A 16,547-nucleotide genomic window follows, 5' to 3' on the forward strand; every position below is an offset into this window, starting at 1 on the left:
CGGTCCGGACCGGACGATGCCGTACGGGTCAGACGCGGGCGCGGCGGGCCAGGCGCTCCGGGTCGAGGATGATGATGCTCTTGCCGTCCAGCCGGAGCCAACCGCGCGAGGCGAAATCGGCCAGAGCCTTGTTGACGGTCTCCCGGGAGGCGCCGACGAGCTGGGCGATCTCCTCCTGGGTGAGGTCGTGCGTGACGCGCAGGACGCCCCCGTCGCGGGTGCCGAAGCGCCCGGCCATCTGGAGCAGGTTCTTCGCGACCCGGCCGGGCACGTCGGTGAAGATCAGGTCGGCCAGCGAGTCGTTGGTCCGGCGCAGCCGCCGGGCCAGGACCCGCAGCAACTGCTCGGCGATCTCCGGCCGGTTGTTCAGCCACGGGCGCAGGGCCTGCTTGCGCAGCCGCACCAGGCGGGTGTCCGTCACCGCCGTGGCGGTCGCCGTACGCGGACCCGGGTCGAAGAGCGACAGCTCACCGACCATGTCCGACGGCCCCATGACCGCGATCAGGTTCTGCCGGCCGTCCGCCGCCCGGCGGCCGACCTTGATCTTGCCGGACAGCAGGATATAGAGACTGTCGCCGGGCTCGCCCTCGTTGAAGACGACCTCGCCCTTGCGGACCTCGATCGTCTCCATCTCCTTGGCGAGCGCCTCGGCAGCCTCCGGGTCGACGCCCTGGAAGATCCCGCTGCGGGCCAGTACCTCGTCCATCGCGCACCTCCGCCTGCGCGTGCCGTCCGTCGGCCGGGTCCGCCGTCCGCTGATCCCTCGCGCGTGGCCAGTCTAGGCGCACGTGAGCGGCGATCAGAGGTGCACCCCTGGAATCTTGATCGGTGGACGTAACCCCCCGGACGTCGTCGGGCAGTACGATCGCGCGCCCGCCCGGGTGCCGGCCCTCCGACGAACACGCAGGTCGTAGGGTCATCACGTGCTGAGCGACCCCCTGCTGACCACCCGCCGCGAGGATGGGCGGGACGTGCCGATGCTGGTCTGGCGCCTCGAAAGCCCGCTACTCACGGTAAGTTCCGCGCCACTCGGCGGCGGGCTCGGTCCACGGAACTGGGTGGTCAACGCGACCGTGCCCATGTCGTACGACCGGGACGACCCGGCCGACCACCTGGCCCGGCTCGCCGACCAGCTCGGCCTCGACGGGCCCGGGGTCGGCCTGCTGACCGGTGTCGACGTGGCGGAGGTGGTGGGCCGCGACGACGGCGACGTCCGGGTCTGGGCCACCGTCGGGCTGGGCACGCCGGTCCAGGCAGCCGCGCCCCCGCCGGCCGCGCTGGCCCAGCGGGTGGGAACGGTCAACATCGTGGCGTACGTGCCGGCCCGGCTCTCCGTCGCGGCCCTGGTCAACGCCGTGGCGACCGCGACCGAGGCGAAGGCCCAGGCCATCGCCGAGCTGGGGCTGCCCGGCACCGGAACCCCGACCGACGCGGTCACCGTCCTCTGCCCGACCGGCGGGCCGGAGTCGGCGTACGGCGGGCCGCGCTCGACCTGGGGCGCACCGCTCGCCCGGGCGGTGCACGCCGCCGTCACCGCCGGCGGTGTCGGCACCGTGGTCCCGTGGTCGGACCGGTTGGCGGGCTGAATCTCGCACCGATCGGCTCTCGTGGGCGCGCCGACCGCCCGGTAGGGTCGCGGGCGATGTACTCTGCCGCCTCCCTTCCGACCCGCCCGCGTCGCCGGCTGGCGCTCGCGGTGGGTGTGCTGCTGTCGGCCCTGCTCGCCACCGGCTGTGCCGGGGAAGAGCCCGACGCCGGCGCGGTCTGGCAACCCGGGGCGGGTGGCGGTGGCACCGGCGCCCCGGTCGCCACGAGCGGCGCCCCCGAGCCGGACGGCGCGGCGGCGATATCCCTGTCCGCGACCGGCGACATCATCATGGGCAACGCGCCCGACCGGCTGCCCTCCAACGGCGGCAAGGGCTTCTTCGACTCGGTCAAGAAGGCGCTCGCGGCCGACCTGGTCATGGGCAACCTGGAGGAGCCGCTCACGGTCGACACCGGCACCGGCAAGTGCGGCCCCAACTCGACCCGCTGCTTCCAGTTCCGGGCCCCGCCGGAGTACGCGGCGCACCTCAGGGACGCCGGGTTCGACCTGCTCAACCAGGCCAACAACCACGGCTACGACTACGGGCCGAAGGGCTACGAGAACACCCAGGCCGCCCTGGAGAAGTACGACCTCGCGCACACCGGGGCGCCCGACCAGATCACCGTGGTCGACGTCAAGGGCGTGAAGGTCGCGGTGGCCGGCTTCTCCTCGTACGTGTGGTCCAACCCACTGACCGACATCCCCGCGGCCAAGAAGGTGATCGCCGAGGCGGCCGGCATGGCCGACGTGGTGGTCGTGCAGGTGCACATGGGCGCCGAAGGGGCGGCCATGACGCGGGTCGAGCCGGGCAGCGAGATCTTCCTCGGCGAGAACCGGGGCGACCCGGTGAAGTTCTCCAAGGCGATGATCGACGCCGGAGCGGACCTGATCGTCGGGCACGGGCCGCACGTGCTGCGTGGCATGGAGTTCTACAAGGGCCGGCTGATCGCGTACAGCCTGGGCAACTTCGCCGGCGGGGGCAACTCGCTCAACAACGACGGCCGGCTCGGCTGGGGCGGGGTGCTCAAGGTGTCGCTGGAGCCGGACGGGACGTGGGCCGGCGGCTCGTTCGTCTCGACGTACATGAACGACGCCGGCAAGCCGACGATGGACGCCGACGACCGGGGCCTCGGCCTGGTGCGGGACCTCAGCGCCGACGACTTCCCGAAGACCGGGGCGCGGTTCGACGACTCCGGGAAGATCAGCCCGCCGGCGGGCGGCTGAACCGCCGAGGCGTCGCCGCCCACCGCCCGCACCGCCGCGTGGACGCGGCAACCGGTCGGTCCGGCGACGTAGGCTGGCCGGCGTGACCACCAGCTCCGCTCGCGCCGGCGAGACCGACCTCGGGCGTACCCGCCGTGCCCGGCGGATCGGCCGGGCGCTGACCGAGACCCACCCCGACGCGCACTGTGAACTCGACCACTCCAACGCCCTGGAGTTGGCCGTCGCGACGATCCTCTCCGCGCAGTGCACGGACAAGAAGGTCAACGAGGTCACCCCGAAGCTCTTCACCCGTTACCCGAGCGCCGCCGACTACGCGGGGGCCGACCGGGGCGAGATGGAGGAGCTGATCCGGCCGACCGGCTTCTACCGCAACAAGACCGACTCGCTGATCAAGCTCGGCCAGGCGCTCGTCGACCGGTACGACGGCCGTGTCCCCGGCCGGCTCGCCGACCTGGTGACGCTCCCCGGCATCGGCCGCAAGACCGCCAACGTCATCCTCGGCAACGCCTTCGACGTCCCGGGGATCACCGTCGACACCCACTTCCAGCGGCTCGTGCAGCGGTGGCGGCTCACCACCGAGACCGACCCGGTCAAGATCGAGCACGCGATCGGCGCGCTGTTCCCCCGGCGCGACTGGACGATGCTGTCGCACCGGATCATCTTCCACGGCCGGCGGGTCTGCCACGCCCGCAAGCCCGCCTGCGGCGCCTGCACGCTGGCGAAGCTCTGCCCGTCGTACGGCACCGGCCCCACCGAGCCCGCCGCGGCGGCGAAGCTGCTCAAGGGTCCCCGCGCGCGGGACCTGGCGGTCGCCGCCGGGGTCGACCCGGACCTGGTGCCCGCCCAGGCGGCCGTGGCGGACGTGCCGTGAGCAAGCGACTCGCCCTGCTGCTCGTCCCGGCGCTGCTCGCCGTCGCGGGCTGCACCACCTCCACCGACACCGGCGAGGTGGCCACCAGCCGGGAGAAGGCGGCGAACAGCCGACCGTCGCCGTTCGCCGACTGCGCCGGCCTCGGCGCCCCGCTGCCCTCCGCCGCGCCGCCCGCCTCCACCGCGCCGGCCGGTTCCGGCCCCGGCACCGGGAAGGCGCTGCCCGAGCTGTCCCTTCCCTGCTTCACCGGCGGCACCCCGGTCGCGCTGCGCGACATACGCGGGCCGGCGGTCATCAACGTCTGGGCGTCCTGGTGCCCGCCCTGCCGCAAGGAGCTGCCCGCCTTCCAGCGCCTGAGCGAACGCGCCGCCGGCCAACTGCGGGTGGTCGGCGTCAACAGCCGGGACGGCCGCGAGGCCGCGCAGTCCATCGGTGAGGACTTCGGCGTCCGCTTCCCGGTGGTCGTCGACCAGGGCGAGGCGTTCCAGCGGGCACTGGAGCGCAACGCCATCCCGCTGACCGTCTTCGTCGACGGGCAGGGCACCGTCCGACACGTCGAGGCCTCCGGGGCGCTGGACGACGCCCGCCTCGCCGAGCTGGTCCGGCGGCACCTGGGCGTGGCGGTGCCGGCGTGACGCGGCAGCCGCCCGACTGGATCGACCCGCTGCTGACCCGGCTGGGCAGCGCGCGCACGGAGGACTTCACCCGCCTGGCCACGCCGGAGACCGGGGGCCGGGAGAGCGCGGTGCTGGTGCTGCTCGGCGAGGAGCCCGGCAGCGGCCCGGACGTGCTGATCCTCCAGCGGGCCGCGACCCTGCGCAATCACGCCGGTCAGCCGGCCTTTCCCGGCGGCGCGGCCGATCCCGGTGACGCCGACGCCGCCGCCACCGCCCTGCGCGAGGCGAACGAGGAGGTCGACCTCGACCCGTCCAGCGTCACCGTCCTCGCCGAGCTGCCGAAGCTGTGGATCCCGGTCAGCGACTTCGTGGTGACCCCGGTCCTCGCGTGGTGGCACGAGCCGCACCCGGTGCATCCCCGGGAGCCGGCCGAGGTGGCGCACGTGGCCCGGCTTCCGGTCACCGAGCTGGTCGATCCGGAGAACCGGATGCGCGTACGCCATCCCAGCGGCTGGATCGGTCCGGCGTTCTCCGCCCGCGGGATGCTGGTCTGGGGGTTCACCGCCGGGGTGCTCTCCACGCTCCTGGAGATGGGCGGTTGGGCGCGACCGTGGCCGCGTGGCCGGGTGGTCGAACTGCCGCCCACCGGGGCGGACCCGGCGCCGTCGGCGGGCACCGACGTGGTCGACGAGACGCGCGTCCGCTGATCCGGCCGGCGGACCCACCTCCCGGGATGCCCGTGCGCCGACCGGACGGTCACCTTCCGCAAGCGATGGTCATCTCGCGGGCGATGTGCCCGTACGCTTGACGGGTGTCCGCCGTGGATCTCGTACTGCTGCTGCTCATGCTCGTGTTCGCCATCAGCGGATATCGCCAGGGCTTCGTCATCGGGGTGTTGTCGTTCTCCGGCTTCTTCCTGGGGGCGCTGATCGGGTTGCAGCTCGGGCCGCTGATGGCCCAGCAGTTCGTCGACAGCGGCACCCGCGTGCTGATCTCGCTGGTCGCGGTCTTCGGGCTGGCGGTGGTCGGCCAGGCGCTCGCCGGCTGGCTCGGCTCCCACCTCCGCAAGACGATCACCAGTGACGTCGGGAGGCAGGCCGACGACATCGGCGGGGCCTTCGTCTCGCTCTTCGCCGTGCTCCTGGTGGCCTGGCTCGTCGCGGTGCCGCTCGGCTCGTCGTCGCTGCCCTGGCTGGCCTCCTCGGTCCGCAACAGCGCGCTGCTCACCGTGGTCGACCGGGTCCTGCCCGACCAGGCGCAGGAGCTGTCCACCGCGCTGCGGGACACGGTGGACACGAACGGCTTCCCGGACGTCTTCGGCGATCTGGCGCCCACCCGGGCCCGACAGGTGTCCCCGCCCGACCCGGCACTGGCCGGCTCCCAGGTGGTGGTCAACAGCCAGCGGTCGGTGGTCAAGGTGCTCGGCTCGGCACCGAGCTGTTCCCGCCGGATCGAGGGCTCCGGCTTCGTGTACGCGGACGACCGGGTGATGACCAACGCGCACGTGGTGGCGGGCACCCGCTCCACCGTCGTCGAGCTGAACGGCGACCGGTACGACGGCAAGGTCGTCGTCTACGACCCGGACCGGGACCTGGCCGTGCTGCACGTGCCCGGCCTGCCCGGTCCGTCCATGCGGTTCGCCGCCGGCAACGCGGGCACCGGGGCGGACGCGATCGTCCTCGGGTTCCCGCTCGACGGGCCGTACAACGCCCAGTCGGCACGCGTCCGGGACATCGACCGAATCACCGGTCCGGACATCTACTCGGGCGGGAACGTGACCCGGGAGATCTACACGATCCGGGCGCTGGTGCAGAGCGGCAACTCCGGCGGCCCGCTGGTCTCCTCCAACGGGCTGGTGCTCGGCGTGATCTTCGCGGCGGCGGCGGACGATCCGAACACCGGTTTCGCGGTGACCGCCGCCGAGGCCCGGCCGGTCGCCCTGACCGGCGCGGAGCGGACCCGGGCGGTCGCCACCGGCGAGTGCACCTAGGGCCTGTGTCGAAGTGGGTTACAGCCACTGGTTGATTGCGGCGATGTGAACGGTGGCTTCGTAGCGGACGGCGAGTTTGTCGAAGCGGGTCGCTACGGCCCGGTTGCCCTTGAGCCGGTTGATGCCGCACTCCACGGCATGACGCTGTTTGTACCGCTCGGGATCGAAGACCGGTGGCCGGCCGCCCTTGGACCCCAGCTTGAGCCGGTTGGCGTCTTGGTCGGCCTTGGAGGGGATCGTCGCGGCGATGCCGCGTCGGTGCAGGTAGCGGCGGTTGGCCCTGGACGTGTACGCCTTGTCGGCCAAGACCCGGTCCGGGCGGGTCCGGGGCCGACCCGCGCCCAGGCGGGGCACCCGGATCCCGTCGAGTACCGCCATGAACTGCGGGCTGTCCCCGCGCTGCCCAGCGGTCAACACGATCGACAACGGCTTCTGCCCCTGCTCGCAGGCCAGGTGCAGCTTCGTGGTCAGCCCACCCCGCGACCGACCGAGCGCGTGATCGATCGGCTCAACCGTGACCCCGCCCGGCGGCTCGGCCTGCAGATCCCCCTTTTACGCGCCCCGGCGGCGTGCTGATGAGCCCGGGCAACCGTCGAGTCCACCGACACGTCCCAGACGATACGTCCCGCCGCATCAGCCAGCGCCTGCAACACGGTCAGGATCTTCGCCCAGGTCCCATCACGCTGCCAACGCCGGAACAGCCCGTACGCCGCAGCCCAGGATCCGTAGCACTCCGGGACGTCCCGCCACGGGGCACCGACCCGTGTCCGCCACCGGATCCCATCAATGAGCTGCCGTTTCGTCCATGTCGGCGGCCGACCTGGCCTACGCCCCGCAGGCAGCAGCGGCTCCAGCGCCACCCACTCTGCGTCGGTCAAGTCGTGCCGCCTCGCCACCGCTAGGGTGTCCACGAGGTCTCCGGTGTTCGGGTTCTGCTTGGTCGCTGAACCAGATACCGGAGACCTCGCTACATCTCGACCACCGACACGCGAAGATCCTCACCCAACAGCCCAAGCCCCGGCACCGACTTCGACACAGGCCCTAGCTCCTCGCCACCTGGCCCGCGACCGCCCGATCGGCGGGCACGGGTGACAGCTTGGCCCGGCCCCACCGGACGCTCCGGTCGAGGATCGCGCGCGCCATGATCAGCACGCAGGTCCCGCCGTTGAGGAAGGAAGCCACCACGTCGCTCGGGTGATGCATGCCCCGGTACATGCGGGTCAGTGCGACACCCACCGGCACCAGCAGGAGCAGGGTGCCCCAGGCCACCCTGGTCCGCGTGCTCCGGGCCCGCAGGACGAGCAGCAGCCCGATACCCAGGTAGAGCGCCACCGCCGCGGAGGTGTGCCCGGAGGGGAAGCTCGACGTGGGCGGCGAGACGTCCATCTTCTCCACGGCCGGGCGGTGCCGGTCGATGGCCATGGTGGTCAGCAGGAAGATCAGCGCCTGGGCGCTCACCGCGGCGCACAGGAAGATCGGCTCCCGCCAGCGGCGCAGCCGCAGCCGGAGGAACAGCGCCACCAGGACGGTCACGACCACGATCATCTGGGTGCTGGCCAGCGTGCTGAAGACCAGCGACACGTGGTTCCAGCCGGACGTCCGGTCCGCCGCCAGTTCGCTGTTCACCCCGTGTTCGAGAGTGAAGGGCCAGGACCCGGCGAAGACCCGGGTGACCAGCATCCCGAGCGCCACCATGACGGCGAGCAGGAGCGTCACCGGCAGCAGAACCCGTCGTACACCCTGGAGCACCGTGAAGGACATGGGCCGGCCATTACCCGCCCGCTGATCGATTCACTCCCGCCGGAGCCGCCGCTCAGCCGACACGCGTCGGTTCGTTCCCCTCCCCGGGGTCGACACCGTCCCTTGTGACCCGGACGGAGGGCAGGCCGACGTGGTGGCGCCAGGTGGTGAACGCGGCGGTGGTCGCGGCGACCACGGCGGCGCCGAGCAGCCACCCGCCTACCACGTCGCTGGTCCAGTGCACCCCGAGGGCCACCCGGGTGAAGCCGGTCAGCACGACGAGGACCAGCGCGGCCCCCCAGAGTGCGGCACGCTGCACCGGCTGGCGCGCGTACGGCAGGAACACCATCACCAGGACGCCGGCGGCGAGGGTGGCGTTCAGCGCGTGCCCGGAGGGGAACGCGAAGCCGGCCGCTCGGGCCACCGGGTCGAGCAGGTCCGGCCGGTGCCGCCCGACGAGCAGTTTCAGCAGCGGGCCGAGCAGGCCACCCACGATCATGGTGATGGCCACCCAGAGCGCCAGCCGCCGGGCCTGCCGGCGGACCAGCCAGATCACCAGGACCAGCGCGGCGGCCCGCAGCGGCATCGGGCCGAGCACGTCGGTCCAGACGATCAGGAACCGGGTCCAGCCGGGCCGGTCGAGCGCCCAGCCGTGCAGCGCGTCCGTCACCGTCGCGTCCCAGCGGTGCAGGGGCGACGAGGGCGCCAGGACGAGCAGGGCCAACAGCGAGAACGGCACCAGGACCAGGAAGGCCGCCGCCGAGGCCAGGGTGAGCCGCAGGCCGAGGGAGTGGTCCCGGTCGAGGCGACGCCGCCGCCAGGAGGGTCGGGCATCGGGCGGCAGGGTACGCGGACCGGACGTGCTCATGGGAGCCGTTCTACCCCGGACGTGACCCCGTCAGACTTGGATCACGGAAACCCTCAGCGACTCCACAGGCGGAGCCGGCGTACCACCAGCGCGGCCCCGGTGAGCAGGGCCACCAGTACGGCGATCCCGGTCCAGAAGCGTTCCGGGGTGCTGTCGTCCTCCGCGCCTGCGGGCTGCGCCGACCACCGGGTCTGCTGGCGGGGCGCGGAGAGGCCGAGCCCGTCCCGGTCGGCTCCGGCCCCCTGGGCCTGCGCCGACCCGGGCGCCGGGCCGAACCCGACCACGCCCGGCGAGGACTGGTCGTCGAGGGGGTTGCGGCCGACCGTCGGCACCTCGGCGTCCAGGGCGGCGACCGGGTCGACCAACCCGTACCCGAAGCGGTCGTCGCGGCCGGTGGGGCCGATGTCCTTGGCGGTGGCGAGCAGCCGGTTGACCACGTCACCGGCGGACATCTCCGGGTAGCGGGACCGGATCAGCGCGGCGGTGGCGGCCACCAGCGGTGCCGCGAAACTGGTGCCCTGCACCCGCCAGTACCCCCGGTCCGGGCGTGCGCCGACCAGGCCCGTCGCGGGCGCGGTGAGCACCGTCGAGCGGCCGGTGATCGCGCCCGACCACAGGTTCTCGCTGTTGCGTTCCAGGCCGGACACCGCGATCACGCCCGGCTCCCGGGCCGGGTACCAGACCTTGCTGTCCGATGAGGTCGCCAGGTTTCCGGTGCAGGCCACCACCACGACGTCCCGGGCGAAGGCGTAGTCCAGCGCGGCGGCCAGTGCCGGACTGTCGCTGCTGCCGCCGAGGGACAGGTTGATCACGCGGGCACCGTGGTCGACCGCCCAGCGCACCCCCTTGGCGACGATCAACGCGTCGTCGTAGCGGTTCTCCGCGTCGAGGACCCGGACCGGCAGGATCCGGGCGTCGGGCGCCAGCCCGACGACTCCGCGTTCGTCGTCGTTGCGCCCGGCGATCAGACCCGCCACCGTGGTGCCGTGCCCGACGGGGTCTCCCGCCGTGTCGCCGTCGGGCGTGACCAGGTCGACGCCGGGCAGCACCTGACCGGCCAGGTCCGGGTGGTCGGCGTCCACACCGGAGTCGATGACCGCGACGACGACGCCGCGCCCGGTGGACGTACGCCAGGCGGTCTCCGCCCGTAGCTCGTCGAGCTGCCACTGCTCGTCGCGGACCTGATCGGGGCGTTCCCTGCCGTCGGGTGCCCGACGGACCACCGGGGCCTTCGCGACCTGCTGGGCGGCGACCGCACGGACCGCGGCGGCCCGCTCCGGCCGGGGCGCGGCCCCCGCCGGGGCGACCGGGCCGGCGACGGACACGACAGTGGCCGCCACGCCCAGGAAGGCCCGGACGGCGAACCGTCGAGTGGCCGGCGGAGCGCTGTGCCGCACCCTGGTCACATCTTCAGCCATTCATCGCGACGCAAACATGACGATGGGAGATTACCGGTTCCGGGCCGTCCAGCGGGTCGTTCCCGGAACACCGGTCACACCGGAGGCAGATGGGCCAGCTGCACGAGCCGTACGCCCTCGCGCCGCGTGACCAGGCGACCGCGCCCCGGAGGCAGCGGGCCCGGCCGGACCGGACCGACCAGCGCGCCCTCGTCCGGGTTGCCCGCCATCACGAGCCCCGCGGTCGACAGCTCCCGCAGCCGTTGCACGATCGGTTCGTACTGGGCCCGGCCCGCGCCACCGGACCGCCGCGCGAGCACCAGGTGCAGCCCGACGTCCCGGGCGTGCGGCAGGTGTTCCTCCAGCGCGCGCAACGGGTTGGCCGGGCCACTGGCGACCAGATCGTAGTCGTCGACCAGCACGAACAGCTCCGGACCGGTCCACCAGGACCGATCCCGCAGCTGCGCCGGGGTGACCTCCGGGCCGGGCAGCCGGCCCTGCAGGTAGCCGGAGGCGGACTCGATCAGGTCCGTGGTGTGGCTGGCCGCCGTGCCGTACCCGATGAGGTGGTCGGTGGTGATGGTGTCCATCAGGCTGCGCCGGTAGTCGACCAGGATCACCCGGGCCTGCTCCGGGGTGAACCGGGTGACGATCGAGGTCGCCAACGCGCGCAGGAACGACGACTTGCCGCACTCCGCGTCCCCGAAGACCACGAGGTGCGGCTCGGCCGCGAAGTCCAGCACGACCGGGCGCAGGTCCGCCTCGGCGATGCCGACGGGAAGACGCAGGCCGGTGGTCGCGGTCAGGTCCAGGTCGGCGTACGGCAGGACCGGCGGGAGCAGACGCACCGGGGGCGCGGTCGGCCCCTGCCACGCACCGGCGACCTGCTTGACCAGGTCGGCGGTGTCCGCGCCGGTGCCCGCGAGCTGCGGCAGCGCGGTGAGGAAGTGCAGGCTCTCGGCGGTGACGCCCCGGCCGGGTGTCTTCTCCGGCACGTTCGCCGCGGCCCGCCGGGCGACCAGCGAGTCGGAGGGATCGCCGAGGCGCAGCTCCAGCCGGGAGCCGAACAGGTCGCGGATCGCCGGCCGGAAGTCCAGCCAGCGCACCGCCGTCGCCACCACGTGCACCCCGTACGACAGGCCCCGGGTGGCGAGGTCGGTGATCAGCGGTTCCAGATCGTCGTACTCGCCGCGCAGCGTGGCCCAGCCGTCCACCACGAGGAACACGTCCCCGAACGGGTCGGCGGCCGGTTGGCCGGCACCGGCGGCACGTCGCTGCCGCCAGGTGGCCATCGACTCCACGCCCAGGTCGGCGAAGCGCTGCTCCCGGTCGGCGAGCAGGGTCGTGATCTCCCCGACCGTACGGCGGACCGCCGTCGGATCGGTGCGGCCGGCGACCCCACCCACGTGCGGCAGGTCGCGCAGCACGGCGAGACCACCGCCGCCGAAGTCCAGGCAGTAGACCTGCACCTCGGTGGGCGTGTGGGTGAGCGCCAGCGCGCAGACCAGCGTCCGCAGCGCGGTCGACTTGCCGCTCTGCGGCGCGCCCACCACGGCCACGTGCCCGGCCGCGCCGTCGAGGGCCAGCCAGAACAGGTCACGCCGCTGCTCGAAGGGCTTGTCCACCACGGCCACCGGCACACCGAGCGCGCCGTGCAGCTCCGGGTTGCCGAAGCAGAGGCCGCGTGCCGGGTCGATCCCGACCGGGCCGAGCACCTCGTCCAGCGCCGGGGCCCGCCCGAGCGGCGGAAGCCACACCTGGTGCGCGGGCGGGCCCTGTCCGGCGAGCCGGCCGACCATCAGGTCCAGCAGGTTCGTGCCGCCGACCTCCTCGGCCGGGGGCAGGGCGGGTGGCCCGACCGGCTCGGGCACCGGCACGTGGTGCGTGGTGAAGGTGAACAGGTGCGGCGCGCCGGCGTCGCCCGCGCCCGCCGCGACGCCGCGACGACGCACCGTTCCGGACACGTAGGCGGCCCGGAAACGCACCAGCGGCTCGGTGCCGAAGCGCAGGTAGCCGTGGCCCGGGGAGCGGGGCAGCTCGTGCGCGTCGGGTACCCCGAGCACCGTCCGGGACTCCAGCGCCGAGAAGGTCCGCAACCCGATCCGGTACGACAGGTGGGTGTCGAGTCCCCGTAGGCGCCCCTCCTCCAGGCGCTGGCTGGCCAGCAGGAGGTGCACGCCGAGCGAGCGGCCGAGCCGGCCGATCTGCACGAACAGGTCGATGAAGTCCGGCTTGGCGGACAGCAGCTCGGAGAACTCGTCGCAGACGAGCAGCAGTGACGGCAGCGGTGCGAGCGGGGTGCCGGCGGCCCGGGCCCGTTCGTAGTCGCGGAGGCTGGCGAAGTTGCCCGCCCGGCGGAGGAGTTCCTGTCGGCGGACCAGTTCCCCGTTGATCGCGTCCACCATCCGGTCGACCAGCGGCAGCGCGTCGGCCAGGTTGGTGATCACCGCGGCGGTGTGCGGCAGCCGGTCGAAGGAGGCGAACGTGGCGCCACCCTTGAAGTCGACCAGCACGAAGTTGAGCTGCTCGGAGCTGTGCGTCGCGGCCAGCCCGAGCACCAGTGTCCGGAGCAGCTCGGACTTGCCGGAGCCGGTCGCGCCGATGAGCAGGCCGTGCGGCCCCATTCCGTCCTGCGCGGACTCCTTGAGGTCCAGCTCGATGGCGCCGCCGTCGGCGCCCACCCCGATCGGCACCCGGAGCCGCTCCCGGGGCGAGCGGAGCGCCCAGCCCTGCTCGGCGGTGAAGTTCTCCGGGTCGCCGATGCCCAGCAGCTCGGGCAGGCCGAGGTCGGCCCCCGGGGCGGCGTCGGAACCGCGCACGGTGGTGGCCAACCGGAGCGGCGCGAGCCGTCGGGCGACGGCTTCGGCGTCGGCCACGTCGAGCCGGTCCGGCGTACCGACCTCGGCGTGGCCCTCCGCGGAGTACGAGTGCAGCCGGCCGTGCCGCAGCTCCAGCACCAGCGCGAAGCGGTCGAGCAGGCGTGGCGGTGGGGTGTCCAGGTCGATGACCGTGACGGCGTCGATGCCGCTCTCCCCGCTCAGGTCGGCGGCGCCGGTGAGGTCACCCCCGTCGAGCAGCACCACCACGTGCGGACCGTCGGTGGCCGGGCCGGCCGGGCTGAACCGGGACCGGCTGGCCAGCACCTCGTCCAGCAGGCGTTCCAGCTCGGCGCCGGAGCTGGTGACCAGCCGGACCGGCCCGAGGGCGTCGGTGCGGACCGGGTTCTGGGCGTGCGGCAGCCACTTGACCCACTCCCAGGCGTCCCGCCGTTCCGGCCCGGCGCAGACCGCCACCAGCAGCTCGTCCGGTGCGTGGAAGACGGCGAGCTGGGTGAGCATCGCCCGGGCGAGCGCCTGGGCGGCGGTCGAGCCGGGCCCGGGGGTGGCGTCCCGCACGAAGACCCGGGCGAAGCTGCGCAGCGACAGGGCCACCGGCAGGTCGGGCACCACCGAGTACGCGTCGAGGAACCGGCGCAGGGCACCGGCGGTCATCGGCTCCAGCTCCTCGAGCGGGCGGGTGACCGGGGGAACCAGCGGGGTGGCGAGGGTCTGCGGACCGACGCCGACGCGGACCACCGCGAAGTCGGGATCGGTGGGGCGCCGTTCCCAGACGCGGTGGCTGTCCACGGTCGACCAGAGCCGGCCCGGGTCCGGGTGCCGGTAGTACAGCCCGGCGCGCTGCTGCCCGGCGGTCTGCCGGACCCGTCGGCGCAGCCCGGTGAGGTGCCGCAGGTACTCCCGGCGGGCCGCCATCATCTCGGACTTCTTCGGGGTGCCGGAGGCGCTGCCCCAGGAGGTGACCAGCATGGCGAGCGAGGACAGCCCGAACATCCCGCCGACGACGTACGAGTAGGCGCCGCCGCCCCGGCCGAACATCATCGCCATCGCCACCGTGCCACCGAGCATCGGCAGCACCATGAGCATCTGCTGCCAGCGCCCACCGGCGACCGGCGGGATCTCCGGCGGTGCCTGCACCGGCAGCTCACCGACGGGAATTTCCGGCGCCGGACGGCGCGGCGGTCGCTTGATGACGACAGTGGACACTCGACCTCCCGACAGCGCTCGGTAACCCGAGCCTGGCTCATGGTAGGTAAAGTCCTGTCGTCCGCACACCCACCCACCGTGCTCGATATGGAGATCAGTCGATGACGATCGGGCTGGCCCGGGTCACCATCAGCGGCCCGCAGCGGCGGGTGGACGTGGCCCTGCCGGAGCAGGTTCCCCTGGCCGAGCTGCTGCCCGAGGTGCTCCGGCACGCCGGCGAGGGCCTCGCCGACGACGGTGAGCGGCACGGCGGCTGGGTGTTGCGTCGTACCGACGGCGCGGTGCTGGCGACCGCCCAGGCGCTCCTGCCCCAGGGCGTCCGCGACGGCGAGGTGCTCCACCTCGTCCCGGCCCGCGCGCAGTGGCCGGAACTGGAGTACGACGACGTGGTCGAGGCGATCGCCGACGGGGCCCGCCGCCGAGGCGGGGCCTGGTCGCCGACGGCCACCCGGACCGCCGCCCTGGCGGGCGCCTCCGTCCCGCTCGGCGTCGGCCTGCTCGCCGTCCTGGCCGGCGGGCCCGCGCACCCGACCGGCGCGTCGGCCGCCGCCGCGGTCGCCCTGCTGCTCGCTCTCGCCGCGGTGGTCGCCTCCCGGGGGTACGGCGACGGCCCGGCCGCCGCCACCCTCGGCGGGTACGCCCTGCCGTACGCGGCGGCGGCCGGCGCCCTGGTGGTCAGCTCCGGTGACCCGGTCGGCCCGCTGCCCGGGCTGCGCTGGCTCGGCGCACCCGAACTGCTGGCCGGCGCGGTGGCGCTGCTGCTGCTCTCGGTCCTCACCCTGGTCGGTGTCGCCACCCGGCTGCGGGTCTTCGTGGCCGGCGTGGTGGCCGGGCTGTTCGGCGCGGCCACGGCGCTCGGCGGGCTGCTGCTGGGCCCGGCCGGCACCGCGGCGGTCCTGCTCTGCGTGCTGGTCTTCGCGGTGGGGGCGATCCCGCTGCTGGCGATCCGGCTCGGCAAGGTGCCGCTGCCGCCGATCACGCTGCCCAGCGGTGAGCCCGGCGGCCCGGACCGCGCCCGCGACCTGCCCGACTTCGACCGGGTCTACGCGGCGGTCGCCCGCACGGAGGAGATGCTCACCGGGATGCTGCTCGGGCACGCCGTGCTGACCGTGGCCGCCGCCGTGGTGCTCGGGCTGTCCGGAGGGACGGCCGGCCGGTTGCTGGTGGCGGTCGCGGGCGCGGTGCTGCTGCTGCGCTCCCGGCTCTTCGTGGCGGTCCGGCACCGGGTCCCCACCGTGGTCGCCGGTCTGACCGGGTTCGCCGTCCTCGGCGCGGTGCTGGCCGGGCGCTCCGGTGCGGCGGGCCTGCTCGCACTGATGCTGGGCGGGCTGGCGCTGGCCCTGGTGACCGTGGTGGCCGGCACCACGTACGCCCGGCGGCCGGTCTCCCCGTACGTCGGTCGGATGGCCGACCTCACCGACACCGCCCTGGTGGTCGCGGTGGTCCCGGTCGCCTGCGCGGTGCTCGGCCTGTACGAACGGGCCCGGGGGCTGCTCGGCTGAGCGGCTCCCGGGCCCGTCGGACGTCGTCGGGTGTCAGTGCGCGGACTCGCCGCGCTCCTCGGCCTCCCGGGCGCGCCGGTACGACGCGACGATCTCGGCCTCGGCCTCCTGGCGGCCGACCCAGGTCGCGCCCTCGACCGACTTGCCCGGCTCCAGATCCTTGTAGACCTCGAAGAAGTGCTGGATCTCCAGCCGGTCGAACTCGCCCAGGTGGTGGATGTCGCGCAGGTGCTCCTGGCGCGGGTCCTCGTAGGGCACGCAGAGGACCTTGTCGTCCCCGCCCTTCTCGTCGGTCATCCGGAACATGCCGATCGTGCGGCACCGGATCAGGCAGCCCGGGAAGGTCGGCTCGGGAACCAGCACGAGCGCGTCCAGCGGGTCGCCGTCCTCGCCCAGGGTGCCCTCGATGAAGCCGTAGTCCGCCGGGTACTGCGTGGACGTGAAGAGGGTGCGGTCCAGCCGGATCCGGCCGGTCGCGTGGTCCACCTCGTACTTGTTGCGGTGACCCTTGGGGATCTCAACCGTCACGTCGAAATCCATCTGCACGCTCCCTCGTTTGCCCACGCTGGCCAACGGTAACCAGCGGCTCGCCACTCCCCGGACAGGTCAATGCCACCCATCCGCTCCGGCCGCCGCATAGTGTTCGGACCGAAGTAGTGTCACCCAAGCAGATTTTCGCGGGGGGAGGAGGGGGCGGTGGGGAGGGAAGA

General features: G+C 73.6%; 14 protein-coding genes. 7 read left to right on the forward strand and 7 right to left on the reverse strand.

Going from position 1 to position 16,547, the window contains the following annotated elements; genetic code table 11:
- Window positions 1-28: 28 nt before the first annotated feature.
- Window positions 29-706, reverse strand: a complete 678-nt coding sequence (locus tag ACIBR0_RS15320) for a Crp/Fnr family transcriptional regulator (RefSeq protein WP_007073398.1) — start codon at window positions 704-706, stop codon at window positions 29-31.
- A 217-nt stretch (window positions 707-923) separates the two neighbouring features.
- Here ACIBR0_RS15320 and ACIBR0_RS15325 point away from each other — a divergent pair, with 217 nt between their 5' ends.
- The 6 genes from ACIBR0_RS15325 (at window position 924) to ACIBR0_RS15350 (ending at window position 6,287) form a co-directional block, all read left to right on the forward strand.
- Entirely contained in the window at window positions 924-1,586 is a 663-nt protein-coding gene (locus tag ACIBR0_RS15325) for an adenosylcobinamide amidohydrolase (protein WP_396715976.1), read from the forward strand.
- A gap of 56 nt (window positions 1,587-1,642) precedes the next feature.
- Window positions 1,643-2,809, forward strand: a complete 1,167-nt coding sequence (locus tag ACIBR0_RS15330) for a CapA family protein (protein WP_396715978.1) — start codon at window positions 1,643-1,645, stop codon at window positions 2,807-2,809.
- Window positions 2,810-2,891: 82 nt separating this feature from the next.
- Window positions 2,892-3,680: an endonuclease III gene (gene nth, locus ACIBR0_RS15335; RefSeq protein WP_396715980.1), complete on the forward strand. Its 789-nt coding sequence runs from the start codon at window positions 2,892-2,894 to the stop codon at window positions 3,678-3,680.
- A complete protein-coding gene (locus ACIBR0_RS15340; protein WP_396715982.1) occupies window positions 3,677-4,315 on the forward strand; it encodes a TlpA family protein disulfide reductase in 639 nt (212 codons plus the stop codon). Before nth ends, ACIBR0_RS15340 begins: the two co-directional genes overlap by 4 nt.
- On the forward strand, window positions 4,312-5,004 hold the full coding sequence (locus ACIBR0_RS15345; protein WP_396715984.1) for an NUDIX hydrolase: 693 nt from the start codon (window positions 4,312-4,314) through the stop codon (window positions 5,002-5,004). The genes ACIBR0_RS15340 and ACIBR0_RS15345 overlap by 4 nt, the downstream gene beginning before the upstream one ends.
- Before the next feature lie 104 nt (window positions 5,005-5,108).
- A complete protein-coding gene (locus ACIBR0_RS15350; RefSeq protein WP_396715986.1) occupies window positions 5,109-6,287 on the forward strand; it encodes a MarP family serine protease in 1,179 nt (392 codons plus the stop codon).
- An 18-nt stretch (window positions 6,288-6,305) separates the two neighbouring features.
- Here ACIBR0_RS15350 and ACIBR0_RS15355 read toward each other — a convergent pair.
- From ACIBR0_RS15355 to eccCa, 5 genes are all read right to left on the reverse strand, one after another.
- Window positions 6,306-7,183, reverse strand: a protein-coding gene (locus ACIBR0_RS15355; RefSeq protein WP_396716072.1) for an IS5 family transposase whose coding sequence is annotated in 2 segments (ribosomal slippage) — window positions 6,306-6,790 and window positions 6,790-7,183 — 879 coding nt in all. Because the reading frame shifts where the segments join, the coding sequence is not laid out codon by codon here.
- 145 nt (window positions 7,184-7,328) lie between these two features.
- Window positions 7,329-8,048 (reverse strand): phosphatase PAP2 family protein, encoded by a 720-nt coding sequence (locus tag ACIBR0_RS15360; protein ID WP_396715988.1) that lies wholly within the window; start codon window positions 8,046-8,048, stop codon window positions 7,329-7,331.
- A gap of 52 nt (window positions 8,049-8,100) precedes the next feature.
- Window positions 8,101-8,895: a phosphatase PAP2 family protein gene (locus ACIBR0_RS15365; protein WP_396715990.1), complete on the reverse strand. Its 795-nt coding sequence runs from the start codon at window positions 8,893-8,895 to the stop codon at window positions 8,101-8,103.
- Window positions 8,896-8,948: 53 nt separating this feature from the next.
- Complete coding sequence (mycP, locus tag ACIBR0_RS15370) at window positions 8,949-10,313, reverse strand: type VII secretion-associated serine protease mycosin (protein ID WP_396715992.1); 1,365 nt, start codon at window positions 10,311-10,313, stop codon at window positions 8,949-8,951.
- A 74-nt stretch (window positions 10,314-10,387) separates the two neighbouring features.
- Window positions 10,388-14,335, reverse strand: a complete 3,948-nt coding sequence (gene eccCa / locus ACIBR0_RS15375) for a type VII secretion protein EccCa (protein ID WP_396715994.1) — start codon at window positions 14,333-14,335, stop codon at window positions 10,388-10,390.
- Window positions 14,336-14,436: 101 nt separating this feature from the next.
- On the opposite strand from eccCa, the gene eccD reads away from it, so the two are divergent.
- Window positions 14,437-15,837, forward strand: coding sequence for a type VII secretion integral membrane protein EccD (gene eccD, locus ACIBR0_RS15380; protein WP_396715996.1), 1,401 nt, complete (start codon window positions 14,437-14,439; stop codon window positions 15,835-15,837).
- A 33-nt stretch (window positions 15,838-15,870) separates the two neighbouring features.
- Here the strand turns inward: eccD and ACIBR0_RS15385 are convergent, their stop codons facing one another.
- Window positions 15,871-16,377, reverse strand: coding sequence for an inorganic diphosphatase (locus tag ACIBR0_RS15385; RefSeq protein WP_357042220.1), 507 nt, complete (start codon window positions 16,375-16,377; stop codon window positions 15,871-15,873).
- Between the last annotated feature and the right edge of the window lie 170 nt (window positions 16,378-16,547).

Origin of the sequence: Micromonospora sp. NPDC049497, from assembly GCF_044465805.1 — a bacterium.
In the GTDB taxonomy this organism is placed as follows: domain Bacteria; phylum Actinomycetota; class Actinomycetes; order Mycobacteriales; family Micromonosporaceae; genus Micromonospora.

Bases quoted from the DNA above. Each gene is read 5' to 3' on its own strand.
- ACIBR0_RS15320 (WP_007073398.1), bottom strand. From the start codon at position 706: ATGGACGAGGTACTGGCCCGCAGCGGGATCTTCCAGGGCGTCGACCCG.
- ACIBR0_RS15330 (WP_396715978.1), top strand. From the start codon at position 1,643: ATGTACTCTGCCGCCTCCCTTCCGACCCGCCCGCGTCGCCGGCTGGCG.
- ACIBR0_RS15360 (WP_396715988.1), bottom strand. From the start codon at position 8,048: ATGTCCTTCACGGTGCTCCAGGGTGTACGACGGGTTCTGCTGCCGGTG.
- ACIBR0_RS15365 (WP_396715990.1), bottom strand. From the start codon at position 8,895: ATGAGCACGTCCGGTCCGCGTACCCTGCCGCCCGATGCCCGACCCTCC.
- mycP (WP_396715992.1), bottom strand. From the start codon at position 10,313: ATGGCTGAAGATGTGACCAGGGTGCGGCACAGCGCTCCGCCGGCCACT.
- eccD (WP_396715996.1), top strand. From the start codon at position 14,437: ATGACGATCGGGCTGGCCCGGGTCACCATCAGCGGCCCGCAGCGGCGG.
- ACIBR0_RS15385 (WP_357042220.1), bottom strand. From the start codon at position 16,377: ATGGATTTCGACGTGACGGTTGAGATCCCCAAGGGTCACCGCAACAAG.